This window comes from Bradyrhizobium sp. F1.4.3, assembly GCF_040548375.1.
Classification (GTDB): domain Bacteria; phylum Pseudomonadota; class Alphaproteobacteria; order Rhizobiales; family Xanthobacteraceae; genus Bradyrhizobium.
On sequence record NZ_JBEPRN010000024.1, the window covers coordinates 63437 to 78099 of the forward strand.

Genomic DNA, 14663 nt, shown 5'->3' on the forward strand with positions numbered 1-14663 from the left:
CCGGTCGCCTCCGGCAGCAAATTCGAAAATCACTATGCGGGGCGCCCTGCCCTCAAGTCTCGGGGTGGAGCGCCGATGCCCGGCCGTGCCGGCCGGGCATGATAGATCGCGTTACTCGGCCGCTTCCGCCGTCCCCGGCCCGACCTTGGAATTGTGCAGGTCGACGTTGAGGCCGAGCGAGCGCATTTCCTTGACCAGCACGTTGAACGATTCCGGAATACCGGCCTCGAAGGTGTCGTCGCCACGCACGATCGCCTCGTACACCTTGGTACGGCCGGCGACGTCGTCCGACTTCACGGTCAGCATCTCCTGGAGCGTGTAGGCCGCGCCGTAAGCTTCCAGCGCCCACACCTCCATTTCGCCGAAGCGCTGGCCGCCGAACTGCGCCTTGCCGCCCAGCGGCTGCTGGGTGACGAGCGAGTACGGACCGATCGAACGCGCGTGGATCTTGTCGTCGACCAGATGGTGCAGCTTGAGCATGTAGATGTAGCCCACCGTCACCTTGCGATCGAACGCATCGCCGGTGCGGCCGTCATAGACGGTCGACTGACCCGACGCGTCGAGACCCGCGAGCTTCAGCATCTCCTCGATGTCGGCTTCCTTGGCGCCGTCGAACACCGGCGTCGCGATCGGCACGCCGTGGCTCAGATTGCGGCCGAGCTCGATCAGTTCGCCGTCGTTGAGCGACTTGATCGTCTCGTCCTCGCCGTAGACCTTCTTCAAGGTCTCCTTCAGCGGCTTGATGTCCTGCTTCGACAAATAGGCATCGACCGTCTGGCCGATACGCTTGCCGAGGCCGGCACAGGCCCAGCCGAGATGCGTCTCGAGGATCTGTCCGACGTTCATGCGCGAGGGCACGCCCAGCGGATTGAGCACGATGTCGGCGTGCGTGCCGTCTTCCAAGAACGGCATGTCCTCGATCGGCACGATCTTCGACACCACGCCCTTGTTGCCGTGGCGGCCGGCCATCTTGTCGCCGGGTTGGATCTTGCGCTTCACCGCGACGAAGACCTTGACCATCTTCATCACGCCGGGCGGCAATTCGTCACCGCGCTGAAGCTTCTCGACCTTGTCGAGGAAGCGCTGTTCAAGCCCCTTCTTCGACTCGTCGTACTGCTTCCGCATGGCCTCGATTTCGGCCATCAGCTTGTCGTTGGGCGAAGCGAACAGCCACCACTGCGACTTCGGGTACTCCTCGAGCACCGCACGGGTGATCTTGGTGTCCTTCTTGAAGCCCTTCGGACCGGCAATGCCCTGCCGTCCCTCGAGGAGCTCGGCAAGACGGTTGTAGACGTTGCGGTCCAGGATCGCCTGCTCGTCGTCGCGGTCCTTGGCCAGACGTTCGATCTCTTCCCGCTCGATCGCCAGCGCACGCTCGTCCTTGTCGACGCCGTGCCGGTTGAACACGCGCACTTCGACGATGGTGCCCTGCACGCCCGGGGGAACGCGCAGCGAGGTATCGCGGACGTCGGAGGCCTTCTCGCCGAAGATGGCGCGCAGCAGCTTCTCTTCCGGCGTCATCGGGCTTTCGCCCTTCGGCGTGATCTTGCCGACCAGGATGTCGCCGGCGCGGACTTCCGCGCCGATATAGACGATGCCGGCTTCGTCGAGGTTCTTCAGCGCTTCTTCCGAGACGTTCGGAATGTCGCGGGTGATTTCCTCAGGCCCGAGCTTGGTGTCGCGGGCCATCACCTCGAATTCTTCGATATGAATCGAGGTAAACACGTCTTCCTTCACGATCCGCTCGGAGAGCAGGATCGAGTCTTCGAAGTTGTAGCCGTTCCACGGCATGAACGCGACCAGCACGTTGCGGCCGAGCGCGAGCTCGCCGAGATCGGTCGACGGACCGTCGGCGATGATGTCGCCCTTCTTGACGATGTCGCCGACCTTCACCAGCGGACGCTGGTTGATGCAGGTCGACTGGTTGGAGCGCTGGTACTTCATCAGCCGGTAGATATCGACGCCCGACTTGGTCGGATCGAGATCTTCGGTGGCGCGGATGACGACGCGGGTCGCGTCGATCTGGTCGATCACGCCCGAACGGCGCGCCGCGATCGCAGCACCCGAGTCACGCGCAACCACGCCTTCCATGCCGGTGCCGACGAACGGCGCCTCGGCACGAACCAACGGTACCGCCTGGCGCTGCATGTTCGAGCCCATCAGCGCGCGGTTGGCGTCGTCGTTCTCGAGGAACGGGATCAGCGCCGCGGCAACCGAAACGAGCTGCTTCGGCGACACGTCCATGTAGTCGACCTTGTCCGGCGTCACCGGCAAGACTTCGCCGGCGTGACGGCAGACCACGAGGTCTTCGGTGAAGCGGCCCTTCGGGTCGAGCGGCACGTTGGCCTGCGCGACCGTGTAGCGGCCCTCCTCCATCGCCGAGAGGTACACGACCTCGTCGGTGACGCGGCCGTCCTTGACCTTGCGGTAAGGCGTCTCGACGAAGCCGTACTTGTTCACGCGCGCGAAGGTCGCGAGCGAGTTGATCAGGCCGATGTTCGGACCTTCCGGCGTCTCGATCGGGCAGATGCGGCCGTAATGCGTCGGATGCACGTCGCGCACCTCGAAGCCGGCGCGCTCGCGGGTCAGACCGCCCGGTCCAAGCGCCGAGAGACGGCGCTTGTGGGTGATCTCCGACAGCGGGTTGGTCTGGTCCATGAACTGCGAGAGCTGCGAGGAGCCGAAGAACTCGCGCACGGCGGCAGCCGCCGGCTTGGCGTTGATCAGGTCCTGCGGCATGACCGTGTCGATGTCGACCGAGGACATGCGCTCCTTGATCGCGCGCTCCATACGCAGGAGGCCGATGCGGTACTGGTTCTCCATGAGCTCGCCGACCGAGCGCACACGGCGGTTGCCGAGATGGTCGATGTCGTCGATCTCGCCCTTGCCGTCGCGCAGGTCCACCAGCGTCTTGATGACGGAGAGGATGTCTTCCTTGCGCAGCGTGCGCTGGGTGTCGGGCGCGTCGAGGTCGAGGCGCATGTTCATCTTGACGCGGCCGACCGCGGAGAGGTCGTAACGCTCGGCGTCGAAGAACAGCGACTGGAACATCGCCTGCGCCGAATCCAGCGTCGGCGGCTCGCCCGGACGCATCACGCGGTAGATGTCGAACAGCGCGTCCTCGCGCGTCATGTTCTTGTCGGCCGAGAGCGTGTTGCGGATGTAGGCGCCGACATTGACGTGGTCGATGTCGAGCAGCGGCAGCTCCTTGTAGCCGTGCTCGTTGAGGGCCTTCATGGACTTGTCGGTGATCTCTTCACCGGCTTCCGCGTGGATCTCGCCGGTCTTGGGATTGACGAGGTCCTCGGCGAGGTAGTTGCCGACGAGTTCCTCATCCGACAGGCGCAGCGCCTTCAGCCCCTTTTCCTGCATCTGACGCGCACCGCGCACGGTGAGCTTCTTGCCGGCCTCGAGCACGACCTTGCCGGTGTCGGCGTCGATCAAATCGTTGATGGTCGAGTAGCCGCGGAAACGGTTGGCGTCGAACGGAACGCGCCAGCCTTCCTTGGTCCGCTTGTAGAGGATCTTCTTGTAGAACGTGCTGAGGATCGCCTCGCCGTCGAGGCCGAGCGCGAACATCAGCGACGTCACCGGAATCTTGCGGCGACGGTCGATACGCGCATAGACGATGTCCTTGGCGTCGAACTCAATGTCGAGCCAGGAGCCGCGATACGGGATCACGCGGGCGGCGAACAGCAGCTTGCCCGAGGAATGGGTCTTGCCCTTGTCGTGGTCGAAGAACACGCCGGGCGAACGGTGCATCTGCGAGACGATGACGCGCTCGGTGCCGTTGACGATGAAGGTGCCGTTCATCGTCATGAGCGGAATGTCGCCCATGTAGACGTCCTGCTCCTTGATGTCCTTGACCGACTTCGCGCCGGTTTCCTCGTCGATATCGAACACGATGAGGCGCAGCGTCACCTTGAGAGGTGCTGCGAAGGTCATGCCGCGCTGGCGGCACTCGTCGACGTCGTATTTCGGCGGCTCGAACTCATAGCGGACGAATTCCAGCATCGAGGTGCCCGAGAAGTCCGAGATCGGGAACACCGAGCGGAATACCGCCTGCAAGCCTTCATCGGTCCGCCCGCCCTGGGGTTCGTCAACCATCAGGAACTGGTCATAGGACGCCTTCTGAACCTCGATGAGGTTCGGCATCTCGGCGACTTCCTTGATGTGTCCGAAGAACTTGCGAACGCGTTTGCGACCGGTGAATGTCTGCTGCGCCATCGTGGCCTCTCATTTCGTCGCCCGCACTGGGCGCGCCGTCCAGGACACGGCTGGCGCCGTTCCCCGGGTTGAATTTTTCGAACCCGTCTTGGGGACCGAAAGTCCAGTTTCAGGCCGTCATGTCCTGAATCTGTTCTTCAGACCTTCAAAACGCAAAACGACGCGCGGGGCGCATAGGCACGCCCGCCCGTCACAACGATTGTCTTCACGGACTGCAAAAGCCCGAAATAGCCTGCTCTCCCAACGGCTTCCAGGGAAATCCGGCATCCCTGCCCACCGCGCTTTCGTGCTGCCGACCCGATATGGGGCGACAATAGTGGAGATTCGAGGGGTAAACCCTCAAATCCCCACACTTTTTCGTGTTCAGCCCGCGTCGGGACGATCCGTCGCACGCCTTTTGCATCCAACCCGCCGTTTTGGGCCTCACGGCCACCATCGCTGCGGGTCGGGATCCCGGGTCTCGCTTGAGGCTCGCCCGGGATCTTGCGCAAGCAAGTTTGCTTACTTGAGCTCGACCTTCGCGCCAGCCTTCTCGAGCTGGACCTTGAGCTTCTCGGCCTCGTCCTTGTTCACGCCTTCCTTGACAGGCTTCGGCGCGCCCTCGACGAGGTCCTTTGCTTCCTTCAGGCCCAGGCCGGTGATGGCGCGGACTTCCTTGATGACCTCGATCTTCTTCTCGCCGGCGGCGGCCAGAACGACCGTGAACTCGGTCTTCTCTTCCACCGGAGCGGCGGCAGCAGCGGCGGGACCGGCAACGGCCACTGCCGCAGCGGCGGACACGCCCCACTTTTCTTCGAGGAGCTTGGCGAGTTCGGCGGCTTCGAGCACGGTGAGGCTCGAGAGGTCGTCAACGATTTTCTGCAAGTCAGCCATTGTTCTGTTTCCTTAAACTAGTCTGGTTCGGGTTTGAGTTTTGCGAAGGGCGTCAGGCCGCTTCGCTCTTTGAGGCATGAGCCTGGATGACGCGCGCGAGCTTGCCCGCGGGCGCGTTTGCGAGCTGCGCAAGCTTGGTCGCCGGGGCCACAAGCAGGCCGACGATCTTGGCGCGCAGTTCGTCAAGCGACGGCAGCGAGGCAAGAGCCTTCACGCCGTCGACATTCAGGACGGTCTTTCCCATCGAGCCGCCGACGATGATGAACTTTTCGTTCGTCTTGGCGAATTCGATGGCGACCTTTGGCGCCGCTACCGGATCGTTCGAAGTGGCGATCACGGTCGGTCCCTTCAGCATGGGGCCGATGGCAACGACGTCAGTGCCTTCAAGAGCAATTTTGGCGAGACGGTTCTTCGAGACCTTCACCGAGGCGCCAGCCTGCTTCATCTGCATGCGCAGCTTCTGCATCTGGGCAACGGTCAGGCCGGAATATTGAGCAACGACCGCGACGCTCGTGGTCTTGAAGACCCCATTGAGCTGTTCGACCGCCTCTTTTTTTGCCGCTCGTTCCACAGCAAGCTCTTTCCGGTTGGCGGTCATCGCGAAAGCGGGACCGCCGGGTTGCACCCATCGTCCCACCCAAACCTGAACCTCAGGGCAAAACCCTTCGGACACGCCGGGCAAGACGACAATTCAAAGCCTGCCCTCCGGGAGCCTGTTAGAGCCCACGGCGTGTCGAGGTCCGAACCAAACCCATTCCGCAACCACCCCAAGGTGGCAGGCGAAGTGAAATCCGGTCTTCACCCGTCTATGCAGGCCATGCGATTAAGCCGTTGGGAAATCGAAATTTCCCGCGGGCGCCTGCAGTCTTGGACAGGACAAGGCCAGTCGGCGAACCGCCTGACCTCTGCCCGCATCCCACCAACCGATGGCTTTCCTTCCTCTTCCGGCAAATCCTTACGGACGTCCTGAAAAGGAATGATCTCCTGTCGTATCGGGTTTTCGGAATGCGTGCACAAACGCGCCAGCCACGGCCAGCACGTCCGGAAGCGGTTCTTTAACCGCTCTCTGCCTGCTTGCCAAGAGCAAAATTCACATCAGCTCCAATCGAGCGTGAGCTGGTCCGAAAGGGCCGATTCAGGCCGTTTTGACGCCGTGCGGCAGCGGTTGGCCCACAAAAAACGCCGTCAGGTTCGCCAGCACGCAATCCTGCATGGCGATGTGCGAGTCCAGGGTGTGGCCGCCGATATGTGGGGCCAGCACCACATTGGGCAGCGCCGTGAGTGCGTCGGGGGCATGCGGTTCCTTCTCGTAGACGTCTAGGCCGGCGCCAGCGATAGTCTTGTCGGTCAGTGCCGCAACGAGCGCCTTCTCGTCGATCACCGAGCCGCGGGAAATATTGACGACGTAGCCGTCCTCACCCAGCCGCTTGAGGATATCGGCGTCGACGACATGCTGGGTCTCGGCGCCAGCACGCACCGCGATCATCAGCACGCTGCACCAGTCGGCCAGCGCCGCCAGTGTCGGGAAATATTGATAGGGCAGATCGTACTTGCTGCGGCTGAAATAGCCGACCTCGCTCTCGAAGGCGGCGCAGCGCGCCGCGATCTTGCGGCCGATCTCGCCCATGCCGAAGACGCCGATGCGGCGACCGGGCATTCCGGCTTGCGGGCGCATCATCGGCGACTGTTTTGAGGCGGCCCAGTCGCCGCTGCGGACATAATGGTCGGCGACCAGGATCCGCCGCGTCGTCGCGAGCATCAGGGTCACCGCGATATCGGCGACCGAGGCCGCATTGGCCCCGGGGCTGTGGCCGACCGCGATGTTGCGCGCCGCAGCCGCCTTCAGGTCGATGCCGTCATAGCCGGTGCCGTAACAGACGATCGCCTCAAGCTTCGGAAACAGATCCATCGCCTCCGCGCCGAGCGGGGTGCCGCCGGCAGTCAACATCGCACGGATGCCGCCGAGGTCGTCGGCCGAAAACACCTCGCGCGCCGGCTTACCGCCGGTGTCGAGCAGTTCGAAACGCTCGGCGAAGCGCGCCATCATCGTCTTGGGAAAGCGCGAGTAGATCAGGACCTTGTCAGCCATTGTTCTTGTTTCCGATGAATGCCGCACACAAACGATGAGGGGCGGAATCGGTTGCCCAATTCCGCCCCTCGCATCATGCAATTTCCAAACCTCTGGCCGAGGCAATCTTAGCCGAGAATCGTGCCCGGCTCGACCTTCACGCCGGGGCCCATCGTCGAGGACACCGCAACGCGCTGGATGTAGGTGCCCTTGGAGCCGGCCGGCTTCGCCTTGGAGACCGCGTCCGCGAGCGCCTTGATGTTCTGGACCAGCTTCTCCTCGGAGAACGAGGCCTTGCCGACGCCGGCTTGCAGGATGCCGGCCTTCTCGACGCGGAACTCGACCGAGCCGCCCTTGGCACCCTTCACCGCACCGGTGACGTCCATGGTCACGGTGCCGATCTTCGGGTTCGGCATCAGGCCGCGCGGGCCGAGCACCTTACCGAGACGGCCGACCAGCGGCATCATGTCGGGGGTGGCGATGCAGCGGTCGAAATCGATCGTGCCGTTCTGCACCTTCTCGACCAGGTCCTCGGCGCCGACGACGTCGGCACCCGCAGCCTTGGCCTCATCGGCCTTGGCGCCGCGGGCGAACACGCCGACGCGGAGCGTACGGCCGGTGCCGTTCGGCAGGGTCACGACGCCGCGGACCATCTGGTCGGCGTGACGCGGATCGACACCGAGATTGATCGCGACCTCGATGGTTTCGTCGAACTTCGCTTTCGCGCGTTCCTTGACCATCTTGATGGCGTCCGCGAGCGGATAAAGCTTTTCGCGGTCAACACCTTCGCGGGCTTTGTTCAAACGCTTTCCGATTGCCATGAGCCCTTACCCCGCCACTTCCAGACCCATCGAGCGGGCAGAGCCCTCGACCATCTTCATGGCCGATTCGACGGTGTCGCAATTGAGATCCTTCATCTTCTTCTCGGCGATCTCGCGCACCTGCGCCTTGGTCACCGCGCCGGCCTTGTCGCGGCCCGGAGCTTTCGAACCGGACTGGATCTTGGCGGCCTGCTTGAGGAAGAACGACATCGGGGGGGTCTTCATCTCGAAGGTGAACGAACGATCGGCGTAGATCGTGATCACCACCGGAATCGGGGTGTTCTTCTCTTCCTTCTGGGTCTGGGCGTTGAACGCCTTGCAGAACTCCATGATGTTGAGACCGCGCTGACCAAGCGCGGGACCGATCGGGGGCGAAGGATTCGCCGCACCGGCCGGGACCTGAAGCTTCAGGTATCCGGTCACTTTCTTTGCCATGTATCACTCCTGTTGTGCCGGCTGGGCCGGCGGTTTCAGGTTCGTGGTCTGGGTCGGATGCGGCTGGCAACCGCCCTCTCCCTCCCACGGCCTCTTGTTGCGTGAGACCGAAGCCTCACAGCTACCCGGTCAGACCTTCTCGACCTGACCGAATTCCAGTTCGACCGGCGTGGCGCGGCCGAAGATCGACACCGCGACCTTCACGCGCGAGCGCGCCTCGTCAATTTCCTCGACCACACCCGAGAACGAGGCGAACGGGCCATCGGCCACGCGCACGTTCTCGCCGATCTCGAACGACACCGACGCCTTCGGCCGTTCCACGCCCTCCTGCACCTGGTGCAGGATGCGCATGGCCTCTGCTTCCGAGATCGGCATCGGCTTGTTTTCGGCGCCGAGGAAGCCTGTCACCTTCGGCGTGTTCTTGATCAGATGAAACGCCTCGTCGGTCAGCTTCATCTTCACCAGCACATAGCCCGGGAAGAACTTGCGCTCGGCGTCGATCTTGCGGCCGCGGCGCACTTCCGTGACCTTTTCGGTCGGAACCAGCACCAGCTCGAACAGTTCCTCGAGCCCGCGCTGCTTGGCCTGCTCGCGGATCGATTCGGCGACCTTCTTCTCGAAGTTCGAATAGGCGTGGACGATATACCAGCGCTTGTCGGACGATTGGGTTGCGGCGGCTGTTGCCATCAGTGAATGCCCAAAAGGAAGGTGATGAGGTAACGAATGATCTGGTCGGCGGCGAAGAAGAAGATCGACGCCACCGCAACCATGACGAACACCATGATGGTGGTGATCGTCGTCTCGCGGCGGGTCGGCCAGGTGACCTTGGCGGTCTCCGAGCGCACTTCCTGCAAGAACTTGAACGGGCTGACTGCCATCGTTTGAGGTCCAACGTCCGTCGACAGACGCGATTAAAGATTTCAGGGATCCGAACAGCCGCCGTCGGCCCAGCCCTCTGTCTCGAAGGATGAGCCGGAAAACCGGGCTCGATTGTTCGGGGATTTCAAAGCCGCGCCGGAAATCCGCGTTTAACGGGCCGGCTGCGAGTGCCGGGTGTCTACTGCGGATGCGGCCAAAGGTCAAGGTGCAGACCGGCTGGCCAGCTCGCGAATGCGGCTTACGGACCTGATCCGGATCAAGGGCTTACCTGCCCCTGATAAACCGCGCCACGAGCTCCCGGGTGTTTCGGATCTGAGGCGTCGGGATTAGCTGGCAGGAGTGGCAGGGCTCGAACCTGCGACCCCCGGTTTTGGAGACCGGTGCTCTACCAATTGAGCTACACTCCTACGGACCCCGCGTCGCCTTAGGATCAGGGCCGCTTTCAAGCACAGGGGGCGGCCGGATTGCAAGGCCGGATTGCAAGGGTGAAGCGCGCTAGCTTCGCTTGTTTGTGCCGCGGCTTCTGGGCCACAGTTCGTCGCCGACAATAATGTGCCTCCGGGAGTGAACATGACCGCCACCGCCCCTCAAACCGCGACCGCGCCGCAAACCCCGCCTTTGCCCGAGGCCAAGCCCGAGACGTTGGAACTGTCCCGGCCCCGCCTCCAGGCGATGTCGGACGCCTTCAAGCGCGAGGTCGACAAGGGAACCGTTCCCGGCGTCACCGTGCTGGTGGCCCGCCGCGGCCAGGTCGGCTGGTTCGAGGCGATCGGCAAACAAAGCCCGGCAGGCTCCGCGCCGATGGCGCATGATTCGATCTTCCGCATCTTCTCGATGACCAAGCCGATCGTCTCGGTCGGCATCATGGCGCTGGTCGAGGACGGCCACCTCCTGCTCAGCGACCCCGTGGCGAAATTCATTCCCGAGTTTGCTGACCAAAAGGTCGGCGTGGTCAGCGGCGGCAAGCTGGACCTGGTTCCGGCCCGGCGGCCGATGACGGTGCAGGACCTGCTCCGGCATACCTCCGGCCTGACCTACGAGCACCAGGGCGACGGACCCGTGCACAAGATCTACCAGGATTCGCGGGTGCGCAGCCGCAAGATCACCAATGCCGAGCACGCCGCACTGGTGGCGAGCTTCCCCCTCGTCTGCCACCCCGGCGACGAGTTCAACTACAGCCGCTCCACCGACATCCTCGGCCGCATCATCGAGGTCGTCAGCGGCAAGTCGCTCGGCAGCTTCCTCTCGGAGCGCATCCTCGCCCCGCTCCAGATGGCCGAGACCGGCTTCTCGACAGCCGAGGCCAACGCCGGCCGGCTCGCCGAGCCCTTCGCGGCCGATCCCTGGACCGGCGACAAGGTCGCGCTCTTCAGCATGCTGGAGCAGCCGGTGATGGAGTCAGGCGGCGGCGGCCTTGTTTCGACCACCATGGACTACGCCCGCTTCGCGCTGATGCTGCGCAATGGCGGCACGCTCGACGGCAACAGGATCATTGGCCGCAAGACGCTGGAGCTGATGGCCTCCGATCACCTCGGGCCTGAGGTGAAGACCAACGGCACACTTCTGTCGCCCGGCCACGGCTTTGGTCTCGGCTTCGCCGTGCGCCGCGACGCCGGCATCGCGCCGTTCCCCGGCAGCGTCGGCCAGTATTTCTGGAGCGGTATTGCGGGGACGTTCTTCTGGATCGATCCAAAGGAGGATCTGTTCGTCGTGTTCATGAGCCAAGGCCCGGGGCAGCGCGACTACACGCGGACGCTGGTGCGGGATCTCGTGTACGCAGCGGTGGATTGACGCGCTGCAACGCCCTTAGCTTAGCGTTGCTGCGCAGAGCCGGGGCCCACACCTCAGCGATCTCGTTTCTGCCGCCTTCTGGGTCCCGGCTCTGCGGAGCGGCACTTCGCGCCGCACCGCGTCCGGGACACGAGACCGTCAGCTAATCGTCGCGCCGCCGTCGATCACCATGGTCTGGCCGGTCATGAAGTCGCCGGCCTTCGAGCCCAGGAACACCGCGGCGCCCGCGATCTCGTCGGGGATACCGATGCGCAGGAGCGGCGAGCGCGCGGTCGAGGCCTTCAAATTCTCTGGATTATCCCACAGCGCCTTGGCGAAATCGGTCTTGATCAGGCCGGGCGCGATGCAGTTCACGCGGATGTTGTCCTTGCCGTATTCGCAGGCGAGGTTGCGTGCGAGCTGCATGTCGGCGGCTTTCGAGATCGCGTAGGCGCCGAGGATGGTCGAGCCCTTCAGTCCGCCGATCGAGGAGACGATGATGATCGAGCCGTCCTTGCGCTCGATCATCTGCGGCACCACCATCGAGATCAGCCAGTTATTGGCGACGATGTTGTTGTCCAGAATCTTTCTGAACTGATCGTCGGAGATTCCGGCAAGCGGACCGTAATACGGGTTCGAGGCGGCGTTGCAGACCAGCACGTCGATCTTGCCGAAGGCGCGGTTGCTCTCGTCGATGAGGTTTTGCAGATTTTCCTTGGACGAGATGTTCGCGGCGATCGCGACCGCCGTGCCCTTGCCGAACTTGTCGTTGATCCCCTTCGCGACCTGGTCGCAGACGTCGGCCTTGCGCGAGGAAATCACGACCTTGGCGCCGTGCTCGGCCATGCGTTCGGCGATCGCAAGCCCGATGCCGCGCGTCGAGCCGGTGATGACGGCAACTTTGCCCTTCATGTCGAACAAGGTCATGTTTCTCTCCCAGAGTTTGATTTGAATTGGCCTGAAGCTTACGCCGCAATCGTGCGACCGGACAATTGCTCAGGCGAGCTTCTTGACTTCCGGTCCCGACAGTTGATGCATCTCGGCATGCGCGTCATCCGCGATCCACGGCTGCTGGTTCACCATCGGCAGCCGCCAGACCGTGCGCTCGGGGCTGGCAAAATGATCGAGCCGCGTGATCGAGCAATTGTCGATGTCGAACGACAGCGCCTTCTCCACCTGGCCGTCGAGCGCGAGTCCCAGCGCAGCCTTGATGGTGCCGCCATGGGCGACCGCGATCACGTCCTGGCCTGCTGCCTCAATGTTGATCCGCTCGATGGTACGGCGGGTGCGGTTGTACAGATCCATGAAACTTTCGCCGCCGGGCGCGGGCTCGTTGATATCGGCGAACCAGCTCGAGCCCACTGGGCGGCTCGCGATGAACTCGGCGCGGTTCATGCCCTGCCAGCGGCCGAGATTCTGCTCGGCGAGGTCCGGCTCCCACTTCATCGACGCAGGCCGGGGAAAGCCAGCCGCCCAGATCGCTTCCGCGGTCTGATGCGTGCGCATCAGATTGCTCGAATACCACACCGCCTTGCGTGGCAGCACCTTGGCAACAGCATTGAACACGTAGGTGTCGCTGGTGTCGCAGGCGAGATCGGACTGTCCGTAGATGTTGCCGCCGTCATTGCGCACCGGCGCGTGACGGACCCACCACCAGCGTGTCGTGACCACATTCGGCTTGTCTGCGCCTGCCATCGAAACCCTTCCATCCCGTGTGATGTCGCTGTACGTCAGTAGCGAACGTGTCTCAAGACACTTTACCGTTTGAAATCTTGTTTGAAATTCCGTTGCGCGGCAAGCGTCGCGCAACACACCAAAGGGAGAAACGCATGGGCCGCCTGCAAGGCAAATCCGTCATCATCACCGGCGCCGGCAGCGGCATCGGCCGCGCCGCTGCGCTGCTGTTCACCAAGGAAGGTGCCAAGCTGATCGCGGTGGATCGCACCGAAGCGGTGAAGGAGACGGTCGAGGAGGTGAAGAAGGCCGGCGGCGTTGCGGAGGCGATGATCGCGGATGCCGGCTCCGAGCAGGACGTCATCGCCGTCATCGACAAGGCGGTGAAAACGCATGGCCGGCTCGACGTAATCTGGGCCAATGCCGGCATCTCCGGCGGGCTCGTTCCGCTCGCCGAGCAGACCGTGGAGCATTGGCAGGAGATCCTGCGCATCAACCTGATCGGGCCGTTCCTCGCGGTGAAGCATGCGATGCCGCACATGGTGAAGCAGCAGTCCGGCGCGATCGTGCTGACGGCTTCTGTCGCGGGCCTGAAAGCCGGCGCGAGTGGACATCCTTATGCTGCGAGCAAGGCCGGCGTGATCAGCCTGGTGCAGACCACAGCCTATTCGCTCACCGGCAGCGGTGTCCGCATCAACGCGGTCTGCCCCGGCCTGATCGAGACCGGCATGACCAAGCCGATCTTCGATCGTGCCAAGGAGCGCGGCACCGCCGACAAGATCGGCCAGCTCAATCCGCTGAAGCGCCCCGGCCAGCCGCACGAGCTCGCGGCGATGGGACTGTTCCTGGCCAGCGACGAGGCGTCGTATGTGAACGGTCAGGCCTTCCCGGTGGACGGCGGGCTGACGGCGTCGATGCCGTATGCGGGGAAGCCAGTTTAGCACGCGCGTGTCGTCCCGGCGAAGGCCGGGACCCATACCGCGGAATCTATCGGTCGCGGTTGGCGGGAGTACCGAACAAACAATCTTCACCAAACTACACCCTGTGGGTATGGGTCCCGGCCTTCGCCGGGACGACGGCGGGGAGAAAGAGCGCGCGCCTCCATCAACATCGTCATTGCGAGCGCAGCGAAGCAATCCAGACCGTCTCCGCGAAGGGATTCTGGATTGCTTCGCTGCGCTCGCAATGACGGAGCAAGGAGCGTCGACGTCGCTTCTGCAGCTCGCATTTTCAATTGCAGACACACCTTCGCCCTCTCGCGGCATGTTTCGCCCGAGCTTTGCGTCGTCGCCTCACCCCCATGAAAGAGGGCGCAGGGAAGGCCAGGAGCCGGCTGGCTCCCATGGACCGCTATGCCAGAAGCAGATTGCGCTACAATGCACAGCGGGAAACAGGGCAACCGGAGCATCCCGGCCTTCCCTGCGCGGATGGTTGGAACGGCTTATGTCGCGCTCTCCCCGGGGAGCGATGCACTATTGCCCCCGTCGCCTTGCAGATGACTGATGCGCGCGCCCGGTTGGGCCACCCACATCACCGCAAGACTTGGCGCACAGACTCCGGGCGCCAGGACCACACGATTTTGCCGTACGCCGATCACACCGGTCGTGTGCGCGAGGTCTCCGCTCACAGTCGCCTGCCCTGCGAAGTCCTTCGCGCCGATGTGACCCACGTCCACCGCCGCCCGGCCCGCGTTCGTGACGATCGCGATACGCCCCTCTTCCTTGGGCCGGAGTGAGGCGAAATATACGCAATTCCGAATTTCGGTAAAGTGGAATATTTTTGACGATGCGGATTGACCAGCAGTTTGGGTGTTTTGCCCGTCGGGCAACGCAAGGAGTTGTGGACTCGTGGCCCGGATGGACCGACGATGATGATTTGCCCGATCGGCCGCCGCGTTGGTATGGTTCATGCTGGCA

The 14663-nt window shown here is 63.3% G+C and carries 13 protein-coding genes and 1 tRNA gene; 2 read left to right on the forward strand and 12 right to left on the reverse strand.

Features of this window, described 5'->3' with window-relative positions:
- Positions 1-111 precede the first annotated feature (111 nt).
- The 9 genes from rpoB to ABIB73_RS35025 all read right to left on the reverse strand — a co-directional run bounded on the left by rpoB (position 112) and on the right by ABIB73_RS35025 (position 9710).
- Positions 112-4227, reverse strand: coding sequence for a DNA-directed RNA polymerase subunit beta (gene rpoB, locus ABIB73_RS34985; RefSeq protein ID WP_354231737.1), 4116 nt, complete (start codon positions 4225-4227; stop codon positions 112-114).
- 501 nt (positions 4228-4728) lie between these two features.
- Positions 4729-5100, reverse strand: coding sequence for a 50S ribosomal protein L7/L12 (gene rplL, locus ABIB73_RS34990; protein ID WP_354231739.1), 372 nt, complete (start codon positions 5098-5100; stop codon positions 4729-4731).
- A 52-nt stretch (positions 5101-5152) separates the two neighbouring features.
- Positions 5153-5671, reverse strand: coding sequence for a 50S ribosomal protein L10 (gene rplJ, locus ABIB73_RS34995; protein WP_354231741.1), 519 nt, complete (start codon positions 5669-5671; stop codon positions 5153-5155).
- A 564-nt stretch (positions 5672-6235) separates the two neighbouring features.
- The gene (locus tag ABIB73_RS35000; protein ID WP_354231743.1) at positions 6236-7189 is read right to left on the reverse strand and encodes a 2-hydroxyacid dehydrogenase; all 954 of its coding nucleotides are present in this window, start codon (positions 7187-7189) and stop codon (positions 6236-6238) included.
- 107 nt (positions 7190-7296) lie between these two features.
- Entirely contained in the window at positions 7297-7989 is a 693-nt protein-coding gene (rplA, locus tag ABIB73_RS35005) for a 50S ribosomal protein L1 (protein ID WP_354231745.1), read from the reverse strand.
- Between the two features lie 6 nt (positions 7990-7995).
- Entirely contained in the window at positions 7996-8424 is a 429-nt protein-coding gene (gene rplK, locus ABIB73_RS35010) for a 50S ribosomal protein L11 (protein ID WP_100382430.1), read from the reverse strand.
- A gap of 129 nt (positions 8425-8553) precedes the next feature.
- The gene (nusG, locus tag ABIB73_RS35015; protein WP_038942315.1) at positions 8554-9111 is read right to left on the reverse strand and encodes a transcription termination/antitermination protein NusG; all 558 of its coding nucleotides are present in this window, start codon (positions 9109-9111) and stop codon (positions 8554-8556) included.
- Positions 9111-9302, reverse strand: coding sequence for a preprotein translocase subunit SecE (secE, locus tag ABIB73_RS35020; protein ID WP_007611620.1), 192 nt, complete (start codon positions 9300-9302; stop codon positions 9111-9113). The genes nusG and secE overlap by 1 nt, the downstream gene beginning before the upstream one ends.
- A gap of 332 nt (positions 9303-9634) precedes the next feature.
- Positions 9635-9710 (reverse strand) — tRNA-Trp (locus ABIB73_RS35025).
- Between the two features lie 163 nt (positions 9711-9873).
- Here ABIB73_RS35025 and ABIB73_RS35030 point away from each other — a divergent pair.
- The gene (locus ABIB73_RS35030; protein WP_354231747.1) at positions 9874-11094 is read left to right on the forward strand and encodes a serine hydrolase domain-containing protein; all 1221 of its coding nucleotides are present in this window, start codon (positions 9874-9876) and stop codon (positions 11092-11094) included.
- Positions 11095-11232: 138 nt separating this feature from the next.
- Here the strand turns inward: ABIB73_RS35030 and ABIB73_RS35035 are convergent, their stop codons facing one another.
- Together ABIB73_RS35035 and ABIB73_RS35040 are read right to left on the reverse strand one after the other, a co-directional pair.
- Entirely contained in the window at positions 11233-12000 is a 768-nt protein-coding gene (locus ABIB73_RS35035; RefSeq protein ID WP_045008231.1) for an SDR family NAD(P)-dependent oxidoreductase, read from the reverse strand.
- 69 nt (positions 12001-12069) lie between these two features.
- Positions 12070-12768, reverse strand: coding sequence for a histidine phosphatase family protein (locus ABIB73_RS35040; protein ID WP_354231749.1), 699 nt, complete (start codon positions 12766-12768; stop codon positions 12070-12072).
- Positions 12769-12902: 134 nt separating this feature from the next.
- On the opposite strand from ABIB73_RS35040, the gene ABIB73_RS35045 reads away from it, so the two are divergent.
- Positions 12903-13688 carry an SDR family NAD(P)-dependent oxidoreductase gene (locus tag ABIB73_RS35045; RefSeq protein ID WP_354231751.1) on the forward strand — a complete coding sequence of 262 codons (786 nt, stop codon included), beginning with the start codon at positions 12903-12905 and terminating at the stop codon, positions 13686-13688.
- A 500-nt stretch (positions 13689-14188) separates the two neighbouring features.
- Here ABIB73_RS35045 and ABIB73_RS35050 read toward each other — a convergent pair whose 3' ends face one another.
- The gene (locus ABIB73_RS35050; protein WP_354231753.1) at positions 14189-14656 is read right to left on the reverse strand and encodes a hypothetical protein; all 468 of its coding nucleotides are present in this window, start codon (positions 14654-14656) and stop codon (positions 14189-14191) included.
- Positions 14657-14663 lie beyond the last annotated feature (7 nt).

What these genes read in the sequence shown, in the direction of transcription:
- ABIB73_RS35035 (WP_045008231.1), bottom strand. Translation starts at nt 12,000, where the DNA reads ATGACCTTGTTCGACATGAAGGGCAAAGTTGCCGTCATCACCGGCTCG.
- nusG (WP_038942315.1), bottom strand. Translation starts at nt 9,111, where the DNA reads ATGGCAACAGCCGCCGCAACCCAATCGTCCGACAAGCGCTGGTATATC.
- ABIB73_RS35030 (WP_354231747.1), top strand. Translation starts at nt 9,874, where the DNA reads ATGACCGCCACCGCCCCTCAAACCGCGACCGCGCCGCAAACCCCGCCT.
- rplL (WP_354231739.1), bottom strand. Translation starts at nt 5,100, where the DNA reads ATGGCTGACTTGCAGAAAATCGTTGACGACCTCTCGAGCCTCACCGTG.
- ABIB73_RS35000 (WP_354231743.1), bottom strand. Translation starts at nt 7,189, where the DNA reads ATGGCTGACAAGGTCCTGATCTACTCGCGCTTTCCCAAGACGATGATG.
- rpoB (WP_354231737.1), bottom strand. Translation starts at nt 4,227, where the DNA reads ATGGCGCAGCAGACATTCACCGGTCGCAAACGCGTTCGCAAGTTCTTC.
- ABIB73_RS35040 (WP_354231749.1), bottom strand. Translation starts at nt 12,768, where the DNA reads ATGGCAGGCGCAGACAAGCCGAATGTGGTCACGACACGCTGGTGGTGG.
- ABIB73_RS35045 (WP_354231751.1), top strand. Translation starts at nt 12,903, where the DNA reads ATGGGCCGCCTGCAAGGCAAATCCGTCATCATCACCGGCGCCGGCAGC.
- secE (WP_007611620.1), bottom strand. Translation starts at nt 9,302, where the DNA reads ATGGCAGTCAGCCCGTTCAAGTTCTTGCAGGAAGTGCGCTCGGAGACC.
- rplA (WP_354231745.1), bottom strand. Translation starts at nt 7,989, where the DNA reads ATGGCAATCGGAAAGCGTTTGAACAAAGCCCGCGAAGGTGTTGACCGC.
- ABIB73_RS35050 (WP_354231753.1), bottom strand. Translation starts at nt 14,656, where the DNA reads ATGAACCATACCAACGCGGCGGCCGATCGGGCAAATCATCATCGTCGG.
- rplK (WP_100382430.1), bottom strand. Translation starts at nt 8,424, where the DNA reads ATGGCAAAGAAAGTGACCGGATACCTGAAGCTTCAGGTCCCGGCCGGT.